Source organism: Solibacillus sp. FSL K6-4121, from assembly GCF_038002585.1.
In the GTDB taxonomy this organism is placed as follows: Bacteria; Bacillota; Bacilli; order Bacillales_A; family Planococcaceae; genus Solibacillus; species Solibacillus faecavium.
Genome location: NZ_JBBOCS010000002.1, coordinates 284,599 through 299,325, shown reverse-complemented (window position 1 = coordinate 299,325; position 14,727 = coordinate 284,599). Strand labels below are relative to the sequence as shown.

Genomic DNA, 14,727 nt, shown 5'->3' with positions numbered 1-14,727 from the left:
AGGATGAAAAGTGTTTTTTATTTGTATGTTATTGGAGGCGCTTTTATGGAAAGAAAACGTATTGTTGTAAAAATTGGAAGCAGCTCATTAACGAACAATAAAGGTGAGCTCGATTATGAAAAATTTCAGGATCATGTAGCGGCACTCGCAACATTAAAACATGCCGGTCATGAAGTGATATTAGTATCTTCCGGGGCAGTCGCTGCCGGATTCAGAAAGCTTGGCTATTCCTCTAGACCTGTCACATTAAAAGGTAAGCAGGCAGCTGCGGCAGTTGGCCAAAGTGTGTTAATTCAAGCTTACTCAGATGAATTCGACACGTATAAGGTAACACCAGCACAAATATTATTAACGCACTCCGACTTTAGTGATAAACAGCGCTATAAAAATGCGTATGAAACTTTAACAGAGCTATTGGAACGTTCCATTATTCCGATCATTAATGAAAATGATACCGTTTCTGTTGCTGAGTTGACTTTTGGTGATAATGATATGCTATCTGCTTTAGTAAGTGGGTTAATTCATGCAGATCAATTAGTAATTCTGACGGATGTCAACGGTTTGTATACAGCCAATCCCCTAACAAACCCGAATGCTATACGAATAGATCTGATTGAGGAAATTACGGATGAAATGTTAGGATTTGCATCCGGTTCTGGCTCAAAGGTTGGAACAGGTGGTATGCAATCAAAACTGGCGGCAGCAAAATTTGCGACTAATGCCGGTGTAGATGTGTTTATCGGTACAGGATGCGGATCTGAAAAATTAATTGAAATTTTAGAAAATAAAGGTGATGGCACTTATTTTAAATGTAATGAAAAAGCCATTCCTACGAATAAACAATGGGTAAAGCTGACAAAATCTTCAGGTAAGCTTTTCATCGATGAAGGTGCTGTACAGGCATTACAACATGGAGGAAAAAGTTTATTGCCAGCTGGTGTGTATGCATTTGAAGGCCAGTTTGAAAAAGGTGATGTTGTAGAAGTTTTTGACCGCCATACATGCATTGGACGCGGTGAAGTAATGTATTCATCATCTGAATTGGAGCTCGCGATGGGTAAACGTACCGCTGAACTTATGCATGTACCGATCGAGGTCATTCACCGGAACCAATGGGTAAAAATATAGGGAGGCAGGAATATGACACAAATAATGGAAAATGAAGTAGTAGCAAAAGGAAAGCGCGCTAAAATAGCGAGCTATGAGACAAATGTAAAAAGTACTTCCGAAAAAAACAAAGCGTTGGAAAGTATAGCACATCAGTTATTAACAGATATGGACATAATTCTATCCGAAAATAAAAAAGATATTATTTCCGGGAAAGAAAACGGCTTAGATGATTCCACATTGGATCGTATTCTATTAAACGAAACGCGTATTAAAGCGATGAGCGATGCCATCATCCAGCTCATTCAACTGGAAGATCCAGTCGGTGAAGTACTAGAGGAAATTACGAAAGAAAATGGACTTCGCATTATTAAAAAACGTGTCCCACTCGGTGTTATTGGCATGATTTATGAAGCAAGACCGAATGTTACAGTCGATGCTGCTACCCTTTCACTAAAGACAGGTAATTCGGTTCTTTTACGCGGAAGCTCATCAGCGAAATATTCGAATATTGCACTAGTCGCATCCATTCACCGCGCTTTAGAAGCAGCGAGCTACCCTACAGACGCTGTTTTACTCATTGAAGATACGAGCCGCGAAACTGCAAAAGCACTATTTACATTAAACGATTATTTAGACGTACTCATTCCACGAGGCGGTAAAAAATTAATTGACTTAGTCGTGCGCGAATCAACTGTCCCGGTTTTGGAAACAGGTGCTGGCAACTGCCATATTTATTTGGATGTTGCAGCTAATATTGAGATGGCAAAGTCCATAGTAAAAAATGCAAAAACACAGCGACTTTCTGTATGTAATACCGCGGAAAGCCTGCTTATTCATCAAGATTTTTTCAATATTTACGGGAAAGATTTTTTACATTTCCTGCATCATGAGCTCGGCATTAAAGTCTATGGCGACAAGCATGTATGTGAAATATTGGATAGCGCGATTCCTGCTGAGGATGAGCACTATGCCGAGGAGTTTCTTGACCTGACATTAAGTATAAAAGTCGTGGAAGATGTTTTCGAGGCCATCCATCATATAAATCATTACGGAACAAATCATTCAGAAGCCATCATTACCGATAATATACAAAATGCTAACATATTTTTAAATTCTGTTGATGCTGCAGCCGTTTACCACAATGCTTCTACCCGCTTTACGGACGGTTTTGAATTTGGATATGGGGCGGAAATCGGTATTTCAACCCAGAAATTGCATGCACGGGGACCTATGGGGCTACCTGCATTAACTTCTACTAAATATTTCATTCATGGTAACGGTCAAATTCGACAATAATGGCTGTTTACAGAAAGTAGGTTCCCCACTATGAATGTCGGCTCGATGATTAAGCTCACTATTTCTATGGCTATTTTCGGTTCCATTGGATTTTTCACTACTCAGACAGGCTTACCTGCTGTGGAGCTCGTGTTTGTCCGCTGCATTTGCGCAACAATCTTTTTAGGAGGTCTTTGGCTTCTAACTGGTGGACATAAGACAGAAGTTTGGGAAAGAAAAGAAGTATTAAAGACTGTATTATGTGGTATATTTATCGTTCTGAATTGGGTGTTTTTATTTAAGGCATTTGAAGTCATGTCTATATCGATTGCGATTTCCATCTATAATCTGGCACCTATATTTGTGTTAATGTTAGGTTCCGTCTTTTTGGCGGAAAAGATGGGAATAAGGTCGATTTGTGCAACAGTTATTTGTTTTTTAGGAAGCATTCTTATTGTTGGCATTGATAGCTTTACGAGTATCGCCCAATTTATGAATTCAGGGTTTGTATGGGCGCTGCTATCAGCGATATGCTATGCATTAACGATGTTTACGAGTAAAACGATTCAAGGTATGTCTTCCTATGCATTAACCTTCGTCCAAACAATGGTAGGGATCGTCTTACTGTTTCCATTAAGCGACTTTAATGCATTTACTAATTTAACGAATACGAATTGGCTCTATATACTCGGTACAGGATTTATCCATACTGGCTTTGTCTACTATTTGTTTTTTGACAGTATACGAGATTTACCTACTGTAATAGTATCTGTACTCGTTTTTGTAGATCCTGTTGTAGCTATTTTACTCGATGCCATCTTCCTGTCATTCCGACCAAGCCTTTTGCAAGTAGCTGGTATTATACTGATTTTCGGCAGTATTTTATATACTGTTTTTTATCCACCACAACAAGCTGAAACAGTGAAATCAAATAGTTCCTAAAAATAAAACTCTAATTAGTAAGGTGCACATTCCCCATACTAATTAGAGTTTTATTGTTAACTGAATTGAGCCAATTGTTTTGGGACTAATATTTTATCTGCAAACCAAATATTTTGCAGCTTCGATTTATCCCCAATATAAATAACAACAATTTCAATCATTTTCTGTTGTTTATACTGTGTAACAGCTACCCGCCATTCTTCTTCCTGCGGGAAATTTTCAAATAACAGTTCATTGCATAACAAATAAACTTTTCCGCCACTGCTATGTGTTAGCCCAAGTTTTAGTAACGTAAAGGCATAATTGATTACACTTTTAAAATCAACTGGATTCATTTTACTATCGAAACTATTATTAAATCCAACATAATCATTAAAGTCTATCTTCCCATTTAAGGCTATCATTTCTTTGTCGATATTCTCTGCAAAAGGCACATAAACAAAATTATGTTCATTTTTTTTCGAGAATTCTGCCACGGCAAGTGCCAATGCTGTTTGTAAGTTAAAGCTTCTTTTCATTGAGATATCTTTTTGGACGCAAAACACATATGTACTATTGGGATCCAGACCAATTTTCAAAAATTGTTCCGACTGAAATTTCGATTTCCAAAATAACACTTCTGTAAAATGTTTCGCTTCCAGAAAGTTCATCATATTCTCGAGATTATCATTACTTATTGTATCCCATACTTCTTCGCCAAACAATTGTTCAACCGCTTTCGTTTCTTCTAATATTTCTTCAATAATTCGATCATACACTTTGTTAAATTTGTATAAATTTATGTACCAATTACTTTGGACTTTCAGCAGTACTTCCTGCTGAAATACATGCTCCCCGGTTATAGCAATATCCATGTTCGATGAGTATTCCTTTTTTATCGTTCTCAGCTTCAGTGTTTTACCGAGCACTGTAAAATAATCTTTTGCAATTTTTTTTACTATATAGAGAGAAATAAGAAATTTCTTGACTGAAGAATTGGTTGAATTTTCAAATTGCATTTCCTCCAAGTTTCGTGAAGCAAAATACTCCAGTATAAATATTCTCCAATCCTTTAATCTCACATTTTCTTCAACAATATTTTGCTTATACGTTTGGCCAATTTCGAAAAGCGACCATAAATCATGGAAATATAAATAAAAATCTTTGCTTTTTAAAAAAATACGATCTTCAAAGTTAGTGGAATACAATAATTTTAGTAGTGCTTCCTTTCGCTCATTCTCTAAACCGCTTGGATTTTCCAGTAATAATTCCATATAGCATATATCACCTTCCATTTTTTATAATATTAAATATATAACAAATACGTAAAAATTTCCATTTTATCTATAAAAAAACACCGCTCAATTTAACGTATACCTACAAATATACTAATCGGATTAAGTATGAAAGACACGTCAGCGGGCTAAATTACAGTGTGTTCAAAACAAAAAAGCGCCGCAACAGTGCGACGCTCATTTATTGAACACTATACTTTTCGACTCTCCGTCATTTGTTTCCAGACGGAACCTTTTGCCTCTTCCCCGCCTTCAATACGGGCTAAAGCCATTTTCGCCTGTAACTTTACTTCGAATTCCTTATCCTCACTCGCTGTTTTTAACGCTGCAATTGCCTGCTCTGTGCCGACTTCATATAAATACATTGCAGCACGCCAGCGTACAAGTTTATTTTTGTCACCAAGCGCTGCGATCATTGCCTGTTCAAATTCAGGCAATCCTAAATCACTCATACAATCACCTGCTGTACGGCGAACCGCTGCACTTTTATCATTCAGTGCTTTCGTTAATGCCGGTACAACCGCTATATCTTCAATCATTCCTAAATAAACAGTAGCAAGACGGCGAACAGACATCTGTTCATCTTCCAATGCTTTTTCCAACAGCGGAATATCCTTCACTTCTGGATCCGGGAGTTGATCAAGCAGCTGGAAGCGTTGTTGCCAATCTTCCACTTGTTCATATTGCGCCAATGTTACTTCTTTACGCTCTTGTGCGGCTGTCACGACCTGTTCATTAGCCGACTGGACGATTGACTCAACACGATCTTGCGGATAAAGTGCATCTACTTCTTTTAGCACTTCTTGTGCCACTTGTTCTTTGTCACCGTAGCGAACGCCGAAATCAACCCATTTTCGTTCGAAAATATAGTTTTCATCAGTTACGCTAAACTGCAAACGTTTAAATGCCGTTGTAAAACGATCGCCTGCACTTATTCGGACTTCGCCTTCTCCGTCAAATGCTTTAATTTGTAATGGAATCGCTTTATACATTTGTACATGCACGTTCACTTCTCCATAATGCTCATTTAACTCATACTCAGTGCTTTCCGTAGCCTGTCCACCAATTGCACGTCGAATGTCAGCCAATATATTTTCCCACGCATATTTAGCGTTACGTTCTACCGCCAAAAAGTTTGATACATGGTAAATCCCCTTTACACCTTCTACGGCAAAAATATCCTGTAGTTCAGGTGAAGCGTCCGAAATATTATCTTTCGTATAATTAAAGCTTTTGCCAAATGGTAAATCCTGATCAATTACTACTTTCATTGTATTTGGACTTGGCGTCGGTTCAATTGATAAAATTTTCATAGTTAGGCTCCTATCCATTTACGATTTCGTCTAAATAGCTCCATCGCTCAATTAATTGTTCGTATTCTAAATTATATTTTTCCAAATCTGACGTCAATTGCTGAAGTTTTGTAAAATCAGAGCCAGCAGTCGAAATCTCTTCTTCTAACTGCATTATCTTCTCTTCCATTTGTGCAATGGATTCAGCTATTGTTTCCCACTCTTTTTGTTCTTTAAACGATAGCTTTTTCTTATCATTTTTTTGCTTTTCTACTTTCGGTTTTTCCTGCTTCAATTCCTTAGCTTCCTGCTGTAGCTCGGATTCTCTTTTCGCTAGATAATCAGTATACACATCCAGACTTTCCGATACACCGCCCTTGCCATCTAAAATCCAAAGTTTTTTGGCAATCCGGTCTAAGAAAAATCGGTCGTGACTAATTGTAATAACGACTCCCGGGAAGTTTTCGATAAAATCTTCCAGTACGCCTAATGTTTCGATATCCAAATCATTTGTTGGCTCATCTAATAGCAATACGTTCGGCTGCTCCATCAATAGGCGCAATAAATGCAGTCGTTTTCGCTCCCCACCTGATAATTTGCTTATCGGTGTCCCGTGAGAATTAAGGGGAAACAAGAACCGCTCCAGCATTTGAGAGGCAGAATAGCGTATACCTTCAGAATCTGTGATGTCATTGGAAGCTTCACGGATATAATCAATCATTCGCGCATTTTCATTCATCGGAGGCAATGCTTGCTTAAAGTGAAGAAGCTTTACTGTAGAGCCTACAATAACTTCACCTGTATCAGGTGTAACTTCGCCTGCAAGCATATTCAATAGTGTAGATTTCCCATAGCCATTTGCTCCAATTATTCCTATTCGATCCCCATGCTGCAATAAAAACTGGAAGTCTTTAATAATGACACGATCTCCGTAAGCTTTGGAAATTCCGTCAGATTCCAATACTTTCTTTCCTAAACGAGTTGTCGCCAGTCCTAACTCTAAATCGGTTTGGTCATTTGAACGGTCAATCGATTCGTCCAACGCTTCAAATCGCTGAATACGGGCTTTCTGTTTAGTTGTACGCGCTTTTGCACCACGTCGAATCCATTTAAGTTCGGCACGATAACGATTTTGCATTTTTGCCTGTGATGCTGCATTCATCTCTTCACGAATTGCTCGTGCTTCGAGGAAATCCCCATATGAACCAGTATGGCGATATAATGTTTTATCTGCTAGTTCGTATATATGAGTAGCCGTTTCATCTAGGAAATAACGATCATGCGTAATAAATATAACCGCCCCTTTTAATCGAGACACCATATCCTGCAACCATTCTGTAGAAGCAACATCTAGATGGTTTGTTGGCTCATCCAATAAATAAAGATCTGCTGGTTCAATTAATACTTTAGCTAGTGCAACACGCTTTTGCTGACCACCGGAAAGTTCCGTTACATTTTTATCAAACATATCGATGCCAAGCTTTGTTAACGCCTGCTTTGCTAATGCGTTCACATCCCATGCATTTTCAGTGTCCATTTGTTGCTGAAGACGAAATAGTTCATTTTGCAATTTTTCGGATTGCGGATTTTGTGATAATGCAGTAACCGCATCTTCATACGCACGGTTTAATTGCAAAATGGGAGAATCTCCATCAAAAACCGCCTGTAATACTGTTATATCATTTGAAAACTGAGGATCTTGCTCCAAATAAGCTATGCGGTATTTATTCGGATGGTCAAAGTCCACTGTATCCGCATCCTGCTTTTTAGCCAAGATGGATAATAATGTAGATTTCCCTGTTCCATTAATACCAATTAAGCCTGCACGTTCCCCTTCATAAATAGTGAATTCAATATTTTGAAATAGCGTTTTATCGCCTACTGTTTTTGTTAAATTTGATACGATTAAATGACTCATAAAATCCCGTCTCTTTCTTTTTTTAGCTGATCTAAAAATTGTACCATATAGTTGTGACGCTCTTCAGCCATTTCGCACCCTTTTGCTGTTACCATTAAATCTTTTAATAATAATAGTTTTTCATAAAAATGTGTCACACTAGCCGTTGATTGACTACGATACTGTTCTTCTGTCATTTGAAAGCGCACTTCTTCTGAATCATCATACAACTTGCGCCCTTTTGCACCACCATAAGCAAAAGTACGTGCAATTCCCACAGCACCTATAGCATCCAAGCGATCTGCATCCCGTACAATTTTAGACTCTATCGTTGTCGCTGGTAACTCATTGCCCCCGTTAAAAGACACTTCCGCAATAACTGTTTGAATATGTTTTCTCTCATCTGCAGTTAATTCCAGTTCATTTAATATCCGTTCTTCATTTGATTTGTCTGTCGTATATTTTGAATCACTTACATCATGCAGCAGTACAGATAAGCAAACTATTTTTTCATTTGCTGAAGGTTCGGTTTTTAAAATTGCCAAAGCGTTATTATAGACGCGCTCAATATGCTGGAAATCATGACTTGCATCCATTGATTCATATATCCCTTTAACGAGCTTTTCACAATGCTGTATCTGTTCTCTCATAATATCATTCACCATTTTCAATTAGATTCTTTTACCTTTTCATTTTAACATGTTACACAATCGGTACAGAAGTTATTAGCATGTCATTCTATAGTTCCACGTTAAAACTCTTTTTCGCAAATATAGGACTACATGAAACTTTTTGTCAAAAATGTGAACATTTCTATTGAATTATACAAAAATTAAACATATAATAGCATTACAGAAACACAAAACAGAAGAAAAGGATGTGTTATTTATGGAAAGAATAATGCAAGCGGTTACACCAAATATGAATGATAATCAACGAAAAGGCCTAATCGTCATTTCTCCAATACTAATCGGGTCAGTAGCCTATGGTGCAAGCGCAACTTTTATGATTGTGACTAACCTGTTCCAAATTATGTTTTAAAGGACTAAAGCCATTGAATACTAATAATTTTCAAAACAAAAGAAACGCATTCGCATAATATATACGAATACGTTTCTTTTTTAGGATTTTTAATTAGAAAAGACCTACAGCACTGCCATCTTCCGCAACATCCATCCTTAATGCTGCCGGCTGTTTAGGTAAGCCCGGCATTGTCATAATATCTCCTGTTAGACATACTAAGAAGCCTGCACCAAGCTTTGGTATTATTTCGCGGATTGTCACGATGAAATCCGTTGGGCGCCCTAGTAAGCCTGGCTGATCAGATAATGAATACTGTGTTTTTGCCATACAGATCGGCAAGTTATCCCAACCGTTTTTCTCAATAGTAGCCAATTGTTTTTTCGCCACTTCTGTTAATTGTACTCCTGCTCCACCATATACTTGCTGTACAATTTTCACTAACTTTTGTTCCACTGTTTCCTGTAGCTCATATAAAGGCTTATAAGTGCTTGGCTGATTGATTACTTCCAGCACCTGTTGAGCAAGTTCAATTCCACCTTTTCCGCCTTCTTCCCACACATTCGTACGAGCGATTCGAACTTCATTGGCTTCTGCCCATTGTAAAACAGCTTGCAGTTCTTTTTCGGTATCTGTAATGAAGCGGTTTAATGCAATGACTGGCTCAAGCCCGAAATTACGGATATTCGCAACATGCTGCGCTAAATTGGCAATACCATCCTGTAAAGCCGCTACATTCTCTTCTACTAAATTCGCCTTTGCCACACCACCATGCATTTTTAGGGCACGAATTGTCGCGACAATTACAATAGCACTTGGCTCAAAGCCTGCTTCGCGTGCTTTAATATTTAAAAATTTCTCTGCGCCAAGGTCTGATCCAAACCCAGCTTCCGTTACAACAATGTCCGCAAGTTTACGAGCTGTCTGTGTCGCGATAATCGAGTTACATCCATGGGCGATATTTGCGAAGGGACCTCCGTGTATTAAAGCAGGAGTACCTTCAATTGTTTGAACTAAGTTCGGATTCATTGCTTCCTTTAAAATTAAAGTTAAGGCACCTTCTACTTTTAAATCTCCTACTGTCACAGGCTCACGGTCATATGTATAACCAATGACGATACGTGCCAGGCGCTGTTTTAAATCTTTAATACTTGTCGCTAAACAGAAAATCGCCATAATTTCCGATGCTACCGTAATATCAAAACCATCTTCACGAGGTACCCCTTGTAGTGGTCCGCCTAAACCGACTGTAACATGACGTAATGCGCGATCATTTAAATCAACAACACGTTTCCAAATAATGCGGCGAGGATCAATATGAAGTTCATTCCCTTGGTGGATATGATTATCAATTAATGCCGATAACGCATTGTTCGCAGTAGTTATCGCATGGAAATCACCGTTAAAATGAAGGTTAATTTGTTCCATCGGTAAAACTTGTGCATAGCCGCCACCTGTCGCGCCACCTTTGACACCCATTACCGGTCCTAATGACGGTTCGCGTAAAGCAACCATTACACGCTGATTCAATTGTTGAAGAGCATCTGCCAAGCCTACTGTTACTGTAGATTTTCCTTCTCCGGCTGGTGTAGGACTAATCGCTGTAACAAGCACCACTTTTGCATTGGCCGTTCCACTAATTTTACTCGTATCAATCTTTGCTTTGAAGCGACCATATTGTTCCACTGCATCTAAAGGTATTTTTGCATTTTCAGCTATTTCTACGATTGGTTTCATCGTTGCCTCATTTGCTATTTCGATGTCTGATTTCGGTTTTTTCGTAGTTGTTGACATATCTCGCCCTGCTTTCATTTATATAGTCTTTCTTATTATAGTCTGTTTTATCAGAATCGATAAATAAATTTAAACGCATAAATCGACAAATTATTGACATTCCTTGTTGGTTTAGTATATAGTTTATTCGTAATATTCTGTACTCTTAATGTTTCATCAATTGAATTTGACAGTATCGGAGGAGAAAGCGGATGCACCAAGGCACTGTAAAATGGTTTGATAATGAAAAAGGTTACGGATTTATAGAGAGTAATAATGGTGAAGATGTTTTTGTACACTTTACTGGCATAAGAGAAGAAGGATTTCGTTCACTTGATGAAGGACAAGTCGTTGAATTTGATGTAATTGATGGCATTCGTGGTCTTCAGGCATCGAATGTTATTAAAAAATAGAAAAGGCTGTAAACGAATTGCTAATATATCGTTTACAGCTTCTTTTTATTTTGCAGCTTTCAAAATTTCGTATCGTGCACCGTCAATTGTAATCGTTTTATCCTCCAACGCACCGGAAAATACAGCCTTTTTTATGCCATAGCCATTTTCTATCATATAATTCCAAGCTATACCTTCACCAATCGGCTTTACAAAAATGAGCTTTACGTCTCCTAACACAACAATTCTGTATTCGGCATTTTGTTCTAAATCTTCCTTCTTTACAATTTCCGCATCGCAAAGTTTAGCAATTTGCTCTACATCATCAAAGTTCGGAACGACGAAATGGACGGCATCGAGCTTTAAATTCCCTAACGGATGCTGTGCTAATATACCACGCTCTGTTAGTTCCTCACGGCGAATCGAGTCCTCCTCATCCCATTGAATGAAAAATGGCAGCTCAATTTTGGCATTTGGGTGGCCAATATATAACAATTGCCAGCCTACTATCGAACCGTCATCTCGCTTTCTAGTAAAATGTTCAGGACCAGAAACTTCCAAGCCTGCTTGTTTAAACTTTTTCGCATCTTCTTCAATCGTTTGTGTACGAATCGCGAATCGTGTCAAGCCGTCTTTACGTCGATTTTGTTCATAGCTGGCATGTAATGTATATTTCTGTTTTGCCGCTTCTTTGTACTTCTCTTCATTTTCTATACCGATTAATTCAATGTAGGATAAATCAAAATAACTCAACGTATTATATGTACCCCATGCTTCATGGCTTCCACCAGGAACAACATGGAATCCTCCCTGCTGAAGTTTTTGCAACGTTTTTTCTGGTTGTTCCACAAAGTGAACTAGGTGATCGAATTGATACATATTTAAACCTCTTTTCAATTTCAAATAGCTAGAATATTCTAATTATAACATTGTCCTTGAAATTGAAATAGATAAAATCATCTATGAGAATAAATCGATTAGAGCTGTAGCGGCTGCTTGTTTACCATCTACCTTTACGACCTTACCTGAACGGTGAATAATATAATGCGGCTCCATCGCACCGTATAGTGATTTCGAGCTATTCGCGACCATATAATCCGCTTTTGCCGTTTCCATTCGTAATGTTGCTCGATCCATTAAAAACTGTTCGTCATCGGTTGCTTCCAGTTTAAACCCTACTAGCGTAGTATCCGGTGACCAGTTTTTTATTTGCGCCAGTATTTTTGGTGCCTTTTTGAAATGGATGATCGGCGGTTCATCAGATGGCATCTTCCCTTTTTCAGTCAGCTCGTTTCCACTTTGGTCAAACACTTTATCTATTAGCCAATCAGATCCTGCTACCGCCATAATGACATAATCGATTTTTTCTGATTGCAATAAATGTTTCAGCTTTTCCCCTAAATCTTCAATGCCTTCAAATTTAATAAGCTGCATTTTATCTTTATGCTCTGGCAGCTGTGTAAAGACACCATGCATGTACGTAATGTCCGCACCTTTTTCATATGCGGCTTCTGCTAAATAGCTGCCCATTGTCCCTTTAGATAAGTTCGTATGACCACGCACATTATCCCACTTTTCAAATGTGCCACCACTTGTTATTAAAACCTTTTTTCCTTTTAACATAGTTGTTCCCCTTTTGATTCTACATTTACTAGCCAATTTTTTAGAATTTCCACGAATTTTTTTGAGGCCGGTGAAAGCTTTTGCTTTGTTGATAACCCGATTGTCCGGAAACTTTCCTGAGCGAGCGGCAATGCTTTAACATTATCCGGTAACATGGATATCGCCATTTCCGGTAAAATGCTTATGCCCACATTATGCTCCACCATTGATACAATCGCCTTCTCATCATACAGTTCAAAGCGTATATTCGGTTGCACACCGTATTTCTCAAATGTGGTCATTACATCATTTGTTCCTTTATAATAAGGCATAATTATTGGTGTATCCCCTATCTCCAATAAATCTATCTCTGTTCTATCATATAGTGGACTATGTGACGACACAATACATAATAACGGATCCCGTTTTAAAGGCATAAAGTCAAATTGTTTGGAGCTTGTACGATTCAAAAATCCACAGTCTACCTCTCCTTTTAACAACCATTGTTCAATTTCATAGTAATCCCCTTCACGGAGCTCGATACGAATCCCCGGATACTCGGAATCCATAATATGAATAATATTAGGCATCCAGTGGGTAGAAATTGTAGAAATCAGCCCTATACGCACCGTACCTTTACTTACCCCTAAAATATTGGAGGCTGCTTGCTGTAAATGTTCTTGTGCTGATAGAACTTTCCGCATTTCATACAGCATTTGCATGCCATCCTCCGTTAATGTTACTCCGGTCCGATTCCGATGTATTAAATTAAATCCAAATTCCTTTTCCAGACTGGATATAGCATGGCTTACAGCAGATTGCGTTAACCCTAAACTTGTAGCCGCTTTAGTAAAACTGTGCACTTCTGCTACTTTATTTAAAATTTCATATTTAACTAGACTCATTATATTTCACTCCACAAACACGATTTCATCATGAATTTTTTTCATAATTACCATTATAAACATTCGTTTTACTAATAACAATATCCTGTTTTATACTGTTTTATAACAGTGATATATTTATACTTTGGAAATGTGGTGACATCAGTGAGTTTACAAGGAAAAGCAAATATTTTGATGGTAATAGTTACAATGTTCTGGGGCATCTCCTACACCTTTATGGTAATGGGATTGGAAGTTTTGGAAGCTTATAATGTTGTAGCATTACGTTGTTTAATTGCATTTATAATCGCAGGGTTAATCTTTTTACCGAAAATGTTACGTGTGAATATAAAAACGATTCTGTACGCATCCATCCAAGGATTTTTATTATTTTCAGTTTTCGCTTTATCATTATATGGATTAAAAACAACATCCGCTGGAAATGCGGGCTTTATATTGAGCCTAACTGTCGTATTAGTACCGATTATTACTAGCTTAATGGAAAGACGCCTTCCATCACGTGCAGTTAGTTTTGCTGTTGTAGCAACAATGATCGGAATTACAATACTGACATTTAATCCGTCTCTCACTTTTCAGATTGGGGATATTTTAGTTGCGATTGCGGCCTTATGTTATTCCATTTACATAATCTTGAATAGTAGATTTACAAAAAATGTGGAGTCAATCTCATATGGAGTCTATCAATTAGGTGTTGCAGGTTTGTTTGGAGCATTCTTTACGATGATGTTTGAATCTCCTAAACTCCCTTCTACTTCATCAGGATGGATCGCTATTTTAGGATTAGGTATTATATGTACAGCATTTTGCTTTATTGCACAAGCTGTTGTACAACAATATACTTCTCCGACTCATACTGGACTGATTTTTTCACTGGAGCCGATTTTCGCTGCAATTTTTGCATTGATTTTCCTTGGTGAAGGGTTAACTTCCCAGCTTGTTATAGGCGGTGCCTTTATCTTAATCGGAAATACTGTTGCCCAACTTGAACAATTTATATTTATGAAAAAGTTATCTACAGCACCACACTCTGAAACAATGATATAATATGAGGAGACATAGCAAGAATGCTTGCTTTTGTCTCTTTTTTTTATAATCTATCTATTATTGTTCTATTTTTGCATATAATTTAATATAATCTAAAATGCAACAATCTTTCTGATAGTTCAAAAAAGATAATCAGTTTCAATAATAACAATCTGACGTTATTATTAATAGTAGCAATACTGCGGTATTAGTATTTAAAAG

Annotated in this window: 14 protein-coding genes; 6 read left to right on the top strand and 8 right to left on the bottom strand. The window is 37.8% G+C overall.

The features are described 5' to 3' along the window. Positions 1-45: 45 nt before the first annotated feature. Genes proB through MHH95_RS10930 form a run of 3 tightly spaced genes read left to right on the top strand, consistent with a single transcriptional unit; the run spans position 46 to position 3,327 of the window. On the top strand, positions 46-1,128 hold the full coding sequence (gene proB, locus MHH95_RS10940) for a glutamate 5-kinase (protein ID WP_340727574.1): 1,083 nt from the start codon (positions 46-48) through the stop codon (positions 1,126-1,128). A gap of 24 nt (positions 1,129-1,152) precedes the next feature. Continuing rightward, positions 1,153-2,406 carry a glutamate-5-semialdehyde dehydrogenase gene (locus MHH95_RS10935; RefSeq protein ID WP_445683024.1) on the top strand — a complete coding sequence of 418 codons (1,254 nt, stop codon included), beginning with the start codon at positions 1,153-1,155 and terminating at the stop codon, positions 2,404-2,406. Positions 2,407-2,436: 30 nt separating this feature from the next. Further along, positions 2,437-3,327 carry a DMT family transporter gene (locus MHH95_RS10930; RefSeq protein WP_340727572.1) on the top strand — a complete coding sequence of 297 codons (891 nt, stop codon included), beginning with the start codon at positions 2,437-2,439 and terminating at the stop codon, positions 3,325-3,327. 56 nt (positions 3,328-3,383) lie between these two features. On the opposite strand, the gene MHH95_RS10925 is transcribed toward MHH95_RS10930, so the two are convergent. The 4 genes from MHH95_RS10925 to MHH95_RS10910 all read right to left on the bottom strand — a co-directional run bounded on the left by MHH95_RS10925 (position 3,384) and on the right by MHH95_RS10910 (position 8,440). Beyond that, a complete protein-coding gene (locus MHH95_RS10925) occupies positions 3,384-4,580 on the bottom strand; it encodes an aldehyde dehydrogenase (protein WP_340727571.1) in 1,197 nt (398 codons plus the stop codon). A gap of 212 nt (positions 4,581-4,792) precedes the next feature. Then, entirely contained in the window at positions 4,793-5,914 is a 1,122-nt protein-coding gene (locus MHH95_RS10920) for a virulence factor (protein ID WP_340727570.1), read from the bottom strand. Positions 5,915-5,924: 10 nt separating this feature from the next. Next, entirely contained in the window at positions 5,925-7,811 is a 1,887-nt protein-coding gene (locus MHH95_RS10915) for an ABC-F family ATP-binding cassette domain-containing protein (RefSeq protein WP_340727569.1), read from the bottom strand. After that, positions 7,808-8,440: an HD domain-containing protein gene (locus MHH95_RS10910; RefSeq protein ID WP_340727568.1), complete on the bottom strand. Its 633-nt coding sequence runs from the start codon at positions 8,438-8,440 to the stop codon at positions 7,808-7,810. Before MHH95_RS10910 ends, MHH95_RS10915 begins: the two co-directional genes overlap by 4 nt. A gap of 238 nt (positions 8,441-8,678) precedes the next feature. Here MHH95_RS10910 and MHH95_RS10905 point away from each other — a divergent pair, with 238 nt between their 5' ends. After that, the gene (locus MHH95_RS10905; protein WP_191699349.1) at positions 8,679-8,831 is read left to right on the top strand and encodes a hypothetical protein; all 153 of its coding nucleotides are present in this window, start codon (positions 8,679-8,681) and stop codon (positions 8,829-8,831) included. Between the two features lie 93 nt (positions 8,832-8,924). Here MHH95_RS10905 and MHH95_RS10900 read toward each other — a convergent pair whose 3' ends face one another. Beyond that, complete coding sequence (locus MHH95_RS10900; RefSeq protein WP_340728748.1) at positions 8,925-10,604, bottom strand: formate--tetrahydrofolate ligase; 1,680 nt, start codon at positions 10,602-10,604, stop codon at positions 8,925-8,927. Between the two features lie 191 nt (positions 10,605-10,795). Here MHH95_RS10900 and MHH95_RS10895 point away from each other — a divergent pair, with 191 nt between their 5' ends. Then, positions 10,796-10,996 carry a cold-shock protein gene (locus MHH95_RS10895; RefSeq protein WP_191699351.1) on the top strand — a complete coding sequence of 67 codons (201 nt, stop codon included), beginning with the start codon at positions 10,796-10,798 and terminating at the stop codon, positions 10,994-10,996. A 45-nt stretch (positions 10,997-11,041) separates the two neighbouring features. Here MHH95_RS10895 and MHH95_RS10890 read toward each other — a convergent pair whose 3' ends face one another. From MHH95_RS10890 to MHH95_RS10880, 3 genes are all read right to left on the bottom strand, one after another. After that, entirely contained in the window at positions 11,042-11,854 is an 813-nt protein-coding gene (locus tag MHH95_RS10890) for a VOC family protein (RefSeq protein WP_340727567.1), read from the bottom strand. A gap of 81 nt (positions 11,855-11,935) precedes the next feature. Then, positions 11,936-12,598, bottom strand: a complete 663-nt coding sequence (locus tag MHH95_RS10885; protein ID WP_340727566.1) for a phosphopantothenoylcysteine decarboxylase domain-containing protein — start codon at positions 12,596-12,598, stop codon at positions 11,936-11,938. Further along, positions 12,592-13,482: a LysR family transcriptional regulator gene (locus MHH95_RS10880; protein ID WP_191699354.1), complete on the bottom strand. Its 891-nt coding sequence runs from the start codon at positions 13,480-13,482 to the stop codon at positions 12,592-12,594. Before MHH95_RS10880 ends, MHH95_RS10885 begins: the two co-directional genes overlap by 7 nt. A gap of 174 nt (positions 13,483-13,656) precedes the next feature. On the opposite strand from MHH95_RS10880, the gene MHH95_RS10875 reads away from it, so the two are divergent. Next, positions 13,657-14,526, top strand: coding sequence for a DMT family transporter (locus MHH95_RS10875; RefSeq protein WP_445683007.1), 870 nt, complete (start codon positions 13,657-13,659; stop codon positions 14,524-14,526). Positions 14,527-14,727 lie beyond the last annotated feature (201 nt).

What these genes read in the sequence shown, in the direction of transcription:
- proB (WP_340727574.1), top strand. Translation starts at nt 46, where the DNA reads ATGGAAAGAAAACGTATTGTTGTAAAAATTGGAAGCAGCTCATTAACG.
- MHH95_RS10935 (WP_445683024.1), top strand. Translation starts at nt 1,153, where the DNA reads ATGGAAAATGAAGTAGTAGCAAAAGGAAAGCGCGCTAAAATAGCGAGC.
- MHH95_RS10930 (WP_340727572.1), top strand. Translation starts at nt 2,437, where the DNA reads ATGAATGTCGGCTCGATGATTAAGCTCACTATTTCTATGGCTATTTTC.
- MHH95_RS10925 (WP_340727571.1), bottom strand. Translation starts at nt 4,580, where the DNA reads ATGGAATTATTACTGGAAAATCCAAGCGGTTTAGAGAATGAGCGAAAG.
- MHH95_RS10920 (WP_340727570.1), bottom strand. Translation starts at nt 5,914, where the DNA reads ATGAAAATTTTATCAATTGAACCGACGCCAAGTCCAAATACAATGAAA.
- MHH95_RS10915 (WP_340727569.1), bottom strand. Translation starts at nt 7,811, where the DNA reads ATGAGTCATTTAATCGTATCAAATTTAACAAAAACAGTAGGCGATAAA.
- MHH95_RS10910 (WP_340727568.1), bottom strand. Translation starts at nt 8,440, where the DNA reads ATGAGAGAACAGATACAGCATTGTGAAAAGCTCGTTAAAGGGATATAT.
- MHH95_RS10905 (WP_191699349.1), top strand. Translation starts at nt 8,679, where the DNA reads ATGGAAAGAATAATGCAAGCGGTTACACCAAATATGAATGATAATCAA.
- MHH95_RS10900 (WP_340728748.1), bottom strand. Translation starts at nt 10,604, where the DNA reads ATGTCAACAACTACGAAAAAACCGAAATCAGACATCGAAATAGCAAAT.
- MHH95_RS10895 (WP_191699351.1), top strand. Translation starts at nt 10,796, where the DNA reads ATGCACCAAGGCACTGTAAAATGGTTTGATAATGAAAAAGGTTACGGA.
- MHH95_RS10890 (WP_340727567.1), bottom strand. Translation starts at nt 11,854, where the DNA reads ATGTATCAATTCGATCACCTAGTTCACTTTGTGGAACAACCAGAAAAA.
- MHH95_RS10885 (WP_340727566.1), bottom strand. Translation starts at nt 12,598, where the DNA reads ATGTTAAAAGGAAAAAAGGTTTTAATAACAAGTGGTGGCACATTTGAA.
- MHH95_RS10880 (WP_191699354.1), bottom strand. Translation starts at nt 13,482, where the DNA reads ATGAGTCTAGTTAAATATGAAATTTTAAATAAAGTAGCAGAAGTGCAC.
- MHH95_RS10875 (WP_445683007.1), top strand. Translation starts at nt 13,657, where the DNA reads ATGGTAATAGTTACAATGTTCTGGGGCATCTCCTACACCTTTATGGTA.